The sequence below is a fragment of the Kitasatospora sp. NPDC057595 genome, assembly GCF_042800875.1.
Lineage (GTDB): Bacteria > Actinomycetota > Actinomycetes > Streptomycetales > Streptomycetaceae > Kitasatospora.
This window is the reverse complement of the sequence record NZ_JBHVGL010000047.1, coordinates 1-893: the sequence shown is the minus strand read 5'-3', so window position 1 is coordinate 893 and position 893 is coordinate 1. Positions and strand designations below refer to the sequence as shown.

Genomic DNA, 893 nt, shown 5'->3' with positions numbered 1-893 from the left:
TTTTGTTTCGTGGGGGTTTGTGTCTCTGTGGGGTTTTTGGGGGGGGGCGGGGTTGTTTTAATCCCCCCCCCCACCGCTCTGCGCACGGCGCACTGATCGTTCAGTGGCGCAAGCCGCAGTGCGGGTCGCCCTGGTGGTCCGGCCCTGCGGAGAGGACCGAGCCGTCCGACGGGGTTGTCGTTCCGGTGGCGCTCAAGGCTTGCGGACCCCGTTGGCCTCTTCCAGCAGGGCCGCCGCCATGAGCAGCAGGTCCTCCCGGTGGTGGGGTGCGACAAGTTGGACGGCGCAGGGCATCCCTGCGGCGCCGTGGGCGGGCCCGGCGGGCACGGCGGGCACGCTGATCGCCGGGTGTCCGGTGTCGTTGAAGACGGACGTGTAGGCGATCGGGATGGTCCGCTCGCGCGAAGGCGGCCGGTCCGACCGCGCCCACGGCGGCCGGTTCCACACGGTAGCGAATCTGGGCGTCCGCACTCCCTTCCGAGGAAGCCGAACAGCCGAGAAAGGCCAAGCCGGAGCCTCCCGCACATCCGGCCCGCCCAGGTGCGGGTCCTCACCGCGAGCCGCAGGTAACGGGCCTGATTCGGCGTTGGTGATCGCATGGTGGTCGCAGACGAGCCTCCGGCCGGTTGCGCCGCTAACCTCCGCGCGCCGATCAAGAACCGATGACCGCTGGAGGGGCAAGAAGTGCGCAAGTCAGGACGGCCAGGCCGGGTCTACCGTCGATGCGGGTGCCGGGACGCCGACCGGCGCCAGCTCGGAGCAGCGTGTCCGCGCCTGGCCGAGGAGAGGCACGGCACATGGACGTTCGCCGTCGACATCCCCTCCCTCACGGGCCGCCGGCGCACGATTCGTCGCGGCGGGTTCGAGGACGAGTGGTACGCCGAGACGGCGCT

General features: G+C 70.7%; 1 protein-coding gene. It reads right to left on the bottom strand.

All coding sequences use genetic code 11. The annotated features are described in order from the left end of the window. Nucleotides 1–192: 192 nt before the first annotated feature. Nucleotides 193–447: a hypothetical protein gene (locus tag ACFU9E_RS35015; protein WP_380715666.1), complete on the bottom strand. Its 255-nt coding sequence runs from the start codon at nucleotides 445–447 to the stop codon at nucleotides 193–195. Nucleotides 448–893 lie beyond the last annotated feature (446 nt).